The organism is Nocardia anaemiae NBRC 100462, assembly GCF_001612725.1.
Classification (GTDB): domain Bacteria; phylum Actinomycetota; class Actinomycetes; order Mycobacteriales; family Mycobacteriaceae; genus Nocardia; species Nocardia anaemiae.
On the sequence record NZ_BDAZ01000062.1, the window covers coordinates 90,111 to 98,314 of the forward strand.

The 8,204-nt window shown below is 62.6% G+C and carries 8 protein-coding genes and 3 pseudogenes; 9 read left to right on the forward strand and 2 right to left on the reverse strand.

Annotated elements, in window-relative coordinates:
* Positions 1–172 precede the first annotated feature (172 nt).
* The gene (locus NA5_RS30560; RefSeq protein WP_157110718.1) at positions 173–970 is read right to left on the reverse strand and encodes a hypothetical protein; all 798 of its coding nucleotides are present in this window, start codon (positions 968–970) and stop codon (positions 173–175) included.
* A gap of 388 nt (positions 971–1,358) precedes the next feature.
* On the opposite strand from NA5_RS30560, the gene NA5_RS30565 reads away from it, so the two are divergent.
* The 6 genes and pseudogenes from NA5_RS30565 to NA5_RS43325 form a co-directional block, all read left to right on the forward strand.
* Positions 1,359–1,814: a DUF4760 domain-containing protein gene (locus NA5_RS30565; RefSeq protein WP_157110719.1), complete on the forward strand. Its 456-nt coding sequence runs from the start codon at positions 1,359–1,361 to the stop codon at positions 1,812–1,814.
* A pseudogene (locus NA5_RS30570) lies at positions 1,802–3,016 on the forward strand (FAD-dependent monooxygenase). Before NA5_RS30565 ends, NA5_RS30570 begins: the two are co-directional and overlap by 13 nt.
* 225 nt (positions 3,017–3,241) lie before the next feature.
* Positions 3,242–3,550, forward strand: coding sequence for a recombinase family protein (locus tag NA5_RS30575; RefSeq protein WP_062992282.1), 309 nt, complete (start codon positions 3,242–3,244; stop codon positions 3,548–3,550).
* Between the two features lie 167 nt (positions 3,551–3,717).
* Positions 3,718–4,029, forward strand: a pseudogene (locus tag NA5_RS40790) (transposase); the annotation flags it as partial.
* 16 nt (positions 4,030–4,045) lie between these two features.
* Positions 4,046–5,194 (forward strand): IS30 family transposase, encoded by a 1,149-nt coding sequence (locus NA5_RS30580; protein WP_062992313.1) that lies wholly within the window; start codon positions 4,046–4,048, stop codon positions 5,192–5,194.
* Between the two features lie 12 nt (positions 5,195–5,206).
* Positions 5,207–5,671, forward strand: a pseudogene (locus NA5_RS43325) (IS3 family transposase); the annotation flags it as partial.
* Positions 5,672–6,011: 340 nt separating this feature from the next.
* On the opposite strand, the gene NA5_RS41475 reads toward NA5_RS43325, so the two are convergent.
* Positions 6,012–6,167: a hypothetical protein gene (locus tag NA5_RS41475; protein WP_169811380.1), complete on the reverse strand. Its 156-nt coding sequence runs from the start codon at positions 6,165–6,167 to the stop codon at positions 6,012–6,014.
* Between NA5_RS41475 and NA5_RS43330 the strand changes: the two genes are divergently transcribed.
* From NA5_RS43330 to NA5_RS30600, 3 genes are all read left to right on the forward strand, one after another.
* Positions 6,126–6,518, forward strand: coding sequence for an ankyrin repeat domain-containing protein (locus tag NA5_RS43330; RefSeq protein ID WP_371856470.1), 393 nt, complete (start codon positions 6,126–6,128; stop codon positions 6,516–6,518). The genes NA5_RS41475 and NA5_RS43330 overlap by 42 nt on opposite strands.
* Entirely contained in the window at positions 6,482–7,258 is a 777-nt protein-coding gene (locus NA5_RS30595) for a HalD/BesD family halogenase (RefSeq protein WP_443093750.1), read from the forward strand. The genes NA5_RS43330 and NA5_RS30595 overlap by 37 nt, the downstream gene beginning before the upstream one ends.
* A gap of 118 nt (positions 7,259–7,376) precedes the next feature.
* Entirely contained in the window at positions 7,377–8,075 is a 699-nt protein-coding gene (locus tag NA5_RS30600) for an alpha/beta hydrolase family protein (RefSeq protein WP_218020193.1), read from the forward strand.
* The last annotated feature ends 129 nt before the right edge of the window (positions 8,076–8,204 follow it).

The window sequence follows — 8,204 nt, forward strand, 5'->3', positions numbered from 1 at the left end:
CGGTTGTTATCCGATTGCTTGTTGGATTCATCTTGATTCTCCTTACCCAGGCGGCGATTGTCGGCTTTGGCCGTGGCGGGGGCGGCGGAAGAGATAGGACACTTCAATTACCAGATGCGGGCGACGCCCGCGCAGTAAGTGATGACCGTACGGGCGTCGCGCTTTTTCTGGCCTATGGCTGCGGTCGGCAGGCTGTTTCGGGCAAGCCGAGCAGCTGCATCATGTCCTGAACTGGCAAGAGCGCAAGGCCCAGGAGTTGATCCTCCACGATCCGGCAGAATTGCTCAGCCTGGGTCTGGGCGTCCCCGATTGTCCCAGCGACGTAGCCGCAGTATCCGCGGATGGCAATCGAGGCGGCTTGCTGCGCCGCGTCGATCACTTCACCGGCGCCACCTGCCAGAACAGTCAGGTATGGCGGGACCAGCTGTGTGGCATCTGCCATTCGGTTGCAGTACTGGTTTAGCGTCTCCACGAGCCCGCGGTCGGTTTGGGGAATTGCTGGCGCGGGCGGCCCGGCTGGTCCGGTTCCGTCGATCACCACCCTGACTGGGCTGGGATGTGTCAGGGTGATCGCCCCGTCATAACGATCTGCACAGGTGCCGCTGACCTCGTAGGCTCCGTTTCCGAGCGGGCCGAACCTGAGCTCTCCGAAACCGCCACCATTGAGCTTGACGCGGCCTTCCAGGCTCGAATCGCCAGCCACCCGGACGACGCAGAGACCGTCCATCGGGCCGTTGGTGTTCACGGCGTTCTGGCGACCCGAGATCTGGACCTTGATGAAGCCGCCGGCCTCCGTCGAGATCCGCACCTGACCGAATCCGTAGGCTGTCGAAGCGGCCGCGCCGTGCGGCGAGACACTGTCCGCAGTTGCCGGCGGGGCAAATGCCGCGCAGAACCCGGTCGCGGTTCCGGCAATGGCCGCGAGCATCGCTGCCCTTTTCGCGGCATGCGTCGTCCTTGATTTCCTCATCCTTGTTTCCCTCCGGTTTAGCCCCGACATCCGAATGCGTGGGCTAATGAAGGGTAAATCGGAATGCGCCTCGTTGTTGCCTAAACCAGAAACTGTCAAGCCCTAGCGACGGCGAATTACGTCCTCGCAGAAAACAAACCGTGAGATTAGGGGTAACACCAACATTGCCCTTACCTGCAAAGCATGTGGCGCAGACATTGCCGTGCGGCAGACGGCTCTACTGTGCCATTCGTTGGTGCGCAAGGCTGGGACGCCCAGAAATAAAAACCAACTGGTCGGAGAAAAAAATTGTCTTGACGGCTCTTTAACTCAATCGCAAGACGCGCCGATTAAGGTGTAACAGAAGAGTTGCACTCGCGATTTCCCGGCCATGGGTACCCTTGTTGCCGTGGCCGGCTTGCACGTTGCGGTCTGCGGTCTGATCTGGGCAGTCCCCGTCTTTGCGCATCAGGCAAAAGAGTCACGTCTAGCGCTTGACCGAGGAACGCAAGAAATAATCGCGGAGAACATCCGTCAACGCCAGCGCGCAACGCTGGACTTCATCGGCACGACGATTGAGCGGCAGCACGCGCTGTACACCAGGATCAATGCTGACCCAGACTTTTTGACGAAAGCCTCAAATCCAGAGCTTGAAGAGTTTATGGCCCTGCGCTCGTACCTCGGCTATCTGGAGAACATTGCCGCCGGAGTAAACATGAGCATCTTTGATCAGGTCGTGGTCGATCGCACCGTAGGCAGTCGACTTGTACGCGCGACCCGCAGTTGGGGAATGGCCTCGACGGGGTGGGTCTCCGCTGCGGGGCCGATGAGTTCGATGACCGAGGTGCACCGATGCGCATTCTGATTTCCGGGGCCAATATCGCGGGACCCGCGCTCGCCTACTGGCTCAACCGGTACGGATTCGACGTCACCGTTGTCGAACGCGCGCCGGGCGCCGCGCAAGACGGGCGGTCACGCGGTGGATCTGTTCCGACCGGCCATGGCGATCGTGTAGCGGATGGGGGTAGCCGAGGAAGTTCGAGCGAAGGCTACCGGGACGGATACGCTCGTGATCCCTCGGCCTGCCGCGCGTCCGGTAACGCTGGATCTGCGCAAGTTGTTCACCGCTGTCTCCGACAACCATGTGGAGATCATGCGCGACGATCTGAGTGAAATCCTTTACAAAGCAACATGTTCCGATGTCGACTACATCTACGCCGACTCGATCTCCACGATCGGCGACGACGGCGATGTCACCTTCGAGCGCAGCCCGGCGCAGCGCTTCGAGGGTGATCATCGGAGCCGATGGGCTGCACTCGAATGTGCGGGCACTGGTCTTCGGCCCGGAGTCTCGGTTTTCCACCTGGCTCGGCGCCTATCTGGCGATCTTCTCCGTTCCCAACTACTTGAATCTGCACGGTGTGATGGAGATGACCGTCGATGTCGGCTGGTCGCGGGCATCTACGGCGCCGCCCACATCGACGATGGGCGCGCGGGGTTCTTCCTGCGCCCGCCGCAACCGCTGGACTACCACTATCGCGACATCGAGCGGCAGAAACAGTTGCTGTACGAGCACGTCGGCGATATGGGCTGGCAGGTGCCCCGACTGCTGTCCGAGCTGGAGGACACCCCCTCGTTCTACTTCGACTCCATCACACAACTGCGATTGGACACCTGGTCGCGTGGCCGGGTCAGCCTGGTCGGCGACGCCGCGTACTGCCCTGGTCCGGCGGTCGGCGGCAGCACCAGCATGGCAGTGGTCGGTGCCTATGTTCTCGCCGGTGAACTCGCCGCCCACTCCGGTGACTACGCCACCGCGTTCGCCGAATACGAACGGAAGATGGGCGATTACGTTCGTCGCAGCCGTCGTTTCGCTGTTTCGGCGGCGAAGGCGATCGTCCCGCCCGCCGTTTCGAGCTGTGGGCGATGGTCCAGGCTGTGCGTCTGATCGATGTCTTGCCCGCACCGGTCGCCCGTGCCGCCGCCAAGCTCAACACCAAGGGGGTGCGCCTGCACGACTCGATCACCGTCAAGGACTACACGGGATTGGACAAGACGCACGAATAGTTCCGCACGTGAACGAGGAGTGCGGCCTACAGGCGACAGCGCACCTGTGCCGCCACCTCGATTGCGACACTGTCCGGTAACGAAAGGTGTGCCGGGATCGGTGTTGCACCGTGCGTGCGATACCGTCCGCACGGTGGCCAGGGCAATCGGCAGCGCAGGACATCAGTATCGGCAGGCGGGTATGGCGACCGTTGTGTCGGCGGAGTTTGCTCCGCTCGGTGTTCAATGATCGAGCCGCTTCGCCCACTGCTGTACGGCTATCTTCGGTTGGATCTGATCGAGGAAACCATCGAGGAGTGCGACGAACGTTTCCGGCAGTATGCCGCTATGAACGGGTTCGATTTGGCCACGGTATTCCATGAAAAGGCGCCCGATGCCGGGGCCCTGTTCGATCTGTTCGCGGAGTTGCGGCGCTCGGGAGCACACGACGTGGTGGTGTTATCGATCGATCACTTCAGTGGGCATCAGGCCACGCGTGAGTCGCTGCTGAACTACCTACACCGAGCCGGTGTGCAGATCCGCACACTGCACTGACGGGACTGTCTCACTCGCGGTCCGGCCACCTGGCGCCCAGCACCAGCAGCCGATCGTGAGGTTGCAGGGGTGATGCCGTCGGTTCGTCGCGCCATCGGATGCGGCCGTCGCGCACGACGCCCAGCAGCAGCGGCCCGCTGCGGGCTACAGAACGTAGGGATGGTGTCGTGTCGTCGAGGAAGAAGTACCCGGTCGAGTTGCGTGAGCGGGCCGTGCGGATGGTCGTGGAGGTCCGGGACCAGTATGCGTCGGAGTGGGCGGCGATGGGGGCGGTAGCCGAGCTGTTGGGGGTTGGGCATCCAGAAACTGTGCGTGGGTGGGTGCGGCAGAGTCAGATCGACGCCGGTGCTCGCCCGGGGGTCACAACTGATGTGTCCGACGAGCTGAAGCGACTGCGGCGGGAGAATGCAGAACTCAAGCGTGCCAACGCAATTCTTAAAGCTGCGTCCCTAGATTCAACTGGTCAATGCAATGGTGCTGGTGGAGCGAGGGTTTGTGGCGAGGGTTGGGCGGCCGGGGATGTCGGAGGCGATGAAGGTCGAGTTGTGGCGTCGGTGGCGGGCCGGTGAATCAATCAGCGTGATCTCGCGCGGGTTGGACAAGCCCCCCGGATCGGTGTTCACGGTATTGAAGCATCACGGTGGGATAGCGCCGCGTGCGCGGACCGTCCGCGCGGGCCATCTCACCGTTGAGGAACGAGAGGCGATCTCACGCGGGATCAGTGCTGACCAGTCGTTTCGTATGATCGCCGAGGCCCTGGGCCGTTCGGTATCCACGGTCAGCAGGGAGGTCAACCGCAATGGCGGGCGGGACGTGTATCGGGCTGTTGCGGCTCAGGAACGTGCTGACGATCAGCGTCGCAGGCCGAAGCCAACTCTGTTGGCTCGCAACCGGATTCTGCGCGAGCGGGTGGTGGAATTACTGGACCAGGAGTGGTCTCCCGATCAGATCGCCAAGCGGCTGCGCCGTGACCATCCCGATGATCCGGAGATGACTGTCAGCCACGAGACGATCTACCGGTCGGTCTACACCACGCGGTGGAAGATCATTCCCAAACAGATGTGCAAGAAGCTCCGCACGGGCAGGCCGATACGAAAGAACAAGCGGCACAGCGTGAAAGGGCAATGGCGCTCCCAGATCATCGGGGCCCGGTCGATCAACGACAGGCCTGCCGATGCCGAAGACCGCAGCGGTTCCGGGCATCTGGAGGGTGATCTGGTGATTGGCGGAACATTCAGCCAGATCGCGACCCTCGTCGATCGCAAGACCCGTAACCTCACCATCGTGCAACTGGCCGACCGACGCACTGAGACCGTTGTCGCGGCGCTCATCGACCGCTACGCGTCGATGCATCCAGCGCTGCGCCGCTCCCTGACATGGGATCGCGGGATGGAGCTGGCTGATCACCAAATACTCAGTGCCGCAACAGGTATCGAGGTGTTCTTCGCGGCGCCACGTAGTCCATGGCAACGCGGCACGAACGAGAACACAAACAAACTGGTGCGCCAGTATTTGCCGAAGGGAACCAACCTCAGCACCTACAGCCAGGCCGACCTCGACGCGATCGCCGACCGCCTTAACAATCGGCCACGCAAATGTCTCGACTATCGGACACCTGCCGAGTGTGTTGCGTTGACAGCTTGAATCTAAGTCGGCTTTCTTCGCCGCCGAGATCGACCGGCCCAGTCGCTGATCGTTCGGTTCATCACCGAACACGCAGGCCGCCGCGAGAGAGATGGCCTGCGATGGGGCGTCGAGTCGATCTGCGTCGCGCTCACCGAGCTCGGCGTGAAAGCCGCCCCGTCAACTTATTACGCCCAGCGTGACAAGACTGCCACGGCCCAGCAGCGACGCGATGAGGATCTGATCCCGCAGATCCAGCGTGTCCATGCCGAGAATTTCGGCGTCTACGGCGCGAGAAAGGTGTGGTTGCAATTGAATCGGGAAGGAATCCGCGTGGCTCGCTGCACCGTGGAACGGCTCATGCGGCGGCTCGGACTGCGGGGTGCGGTGCGCGGCAAGGTTAAACGCACCACGATCGCCGACCCAGCCGCGGCGCGGCCGGCGGGTCTGGTGCAGCGGAAATTCGCGCCGTCAGCGCCGAACCGTCTGTGGGTGGCCGTTGCCTTGCCATCCATCGGCGAGAAGTTCCTTGCCGATCGTGTCGTCGAGCTTCTTCAGCTCATCTCGGATCGCCTGGGCCTTACCCGAGGTAAGTCGTGCCGCCTCGCGTAGCCGGTCCACCTCGACCTGGAGCTCCCCGGACACCCCGCCTCCCTCCCTCGTGCAGCTCGCCCCTGAACTATATGACGCAGAGCCCACCCGCCCGGTTCCATACACACCATGGCTTGCCTGGACAGATGGGCCGCGATCGAGTCTGCGATCGCGAGGACAGGCAGCTGACCTCCCGATGTCGTCTGGACCAGGCGTGACGTTATGTTGTCGAACTGGTAATGAACGGTCAGAAGAGCGCGGCGTTGCGCGACATGGGGTCGATCCAGTTGGTCTGCAGGCACAGCTCGGGCAGGCAGGGGCGCGACTGATCTTGCGGGAGAACGGTATCCGGCTCGGCGCTGTGCCGCGCTTGCTCGGCACCGAGGATGTCAATACTCGACACAACGACGACCGGACGCCACTGCATTTCGCGGCACAGGCCGCCGCGTCGGAACTAGTGGCACTGCTGCTCGACTCGGGAGCCGACATCGACGCCGTGACTGACAAAGGGATGCCCGGCGATCTACTGGGCGATGATGTCCTCGGGCACGGAGCCGATCGGCACTGTCCGCTTACTGCGAGCCAGGGGAGCCAGCCCAGCCAGGGCGAACACGAAAAATCGTACGTCGGAAGGGCACTGGAAGTATCTCCACCTGAGCGCGTGCTCGTTGATCATGCTGCCGGGGACCGCGATAGTCGGATAATGCGGGGCGGCAGATGTATGGCCACCGAACGTATGGAGGGGACTTGTTAGTCGATCAGCGATGGGTGTGGTCGGAGGACGAACGGGACGGGTGGGGCGCTCAGACACTGGCTGATGATGCGGGGATCACGGTGGCACGCAAGGAGTTTGAGCGCACTGGCTGTGTCGCGGTGTCACGGTTGATTCCTGCTCGGCTGCGGTCGGCGGTGGCCTCAGAAGCTCTCCGGTTGGTAGAGCACATGGGTGTGCGGCGTGATCTCGTTCTCGCCGCGACCGGATACACGCCGCGGCGGATGCGTAACGTGACTCGGGCCGATATCGCGTGCGACGGTTCGGTGATCGAGGCGATCTACGATTCCGCGACGGCAACACAGCTGCTGTCGGCGGTGGCTGGGGAACCGGTATTTCGGTGTCCGTACGAGCCCGAGCAGTTCGTGATCACCAGGCTGGAACAAGCTGGTGATACGCATGGATGGCATTGGGACGATTACAGTTTCGCATTGGTATGGGTGGCGGAATGTCCACCGACCGACGAGGGCGGGTTCGTGGAGTGCATCCCGGACACGGTCTGGGACAAGGCGAAGCCAGAGGTAAACCGGCTTGTGCGGGATCGAGTGGTACACAAGTCGAGTGTCGGCGCGGGGGATGTGTACTTGATGCGGGCGAACACAACGTTGCATCGGGTGTATCCGATCCGGCGTGGGCGACGCACGATTGTGAACATGGCATTCGCGTCGGCGGGAGAGCTGAACGCGGCGGTCTCGCACGAGACGATGGACATCCTGTGGTAGATGCCAGGGGCCGAGTGGACGGGAGCTGACCGGTGCAACGCCTCGAATTGAGTTCTGTGGACGGTATCCGGCTGGACTTCGCGTCCACCACACCGCGGTCGAGCCCGCGCTGGGAGTGGTGCTGTTGGTGCACGGCATCACGGTGGACATGGATGAGGGCGGGGGCATGTTCGTCCGGTTGGCGCAGCAGTTGGTGTCACAGGGATTCCATGTCGTGCGGTTCTCCTTCCGGGGGCACGGTGGCAGCGGTGGAACGCAGCAGGGGATGACGATCGCCGGTGAATGCCTGGATCTGCAGGCCGCAGTGACCGCGGTCCGCGAGCGATTCGCTGGGCAGCGAATGTCGATTGTGGCGGCGAGCTTCGGTGCCGTGTCGACGGCGCTGTCGTTGTCGTGGCTCGATGATCTCTATCGGCTGGTGCTGTGGAACCCGGTGCTGGATCTGCGGCGCACTTTTCTGGTTCCGGAGTTGGCGTGGGGCGAGGAGAATTTCGGCGCTGTTGGGCAGAAATGCCTGGCCGACAACGGTTTTCTGCTCGTTGACGGTGAGTTTCAGCTCGGTCGTGTTCTGTTCACCGAGTTCGCGCATTACCAGCCGCTGGATGACTTCCATGCCGCAGACGTGCCGACGCTGATCGTGCACGGCGACCAGGACACGGCAGTGTCGTATGACGTCGCCGCCCTGGCCGCGCGATCACGGTCACACACCTCGCTGCACACGATTGCCGGGTCAGACCACGGATTCGACTCTCGGGCGCGCGAAGACCAAGCGATCAGCACGACAGTCGACTGGCTGCTCGAACAGTCGATGTTGTGACGGGGGTGAAGCTTTCGCAGCTGTATGCGCCGATCCGGCTCGGTGGATCCGTCGTTGTCGGGGAGCATTGCACGCTCGGGTATCCGAAGGAAGCCCGGATCCGAGACGCGCAACGCGGGCAGCACACAG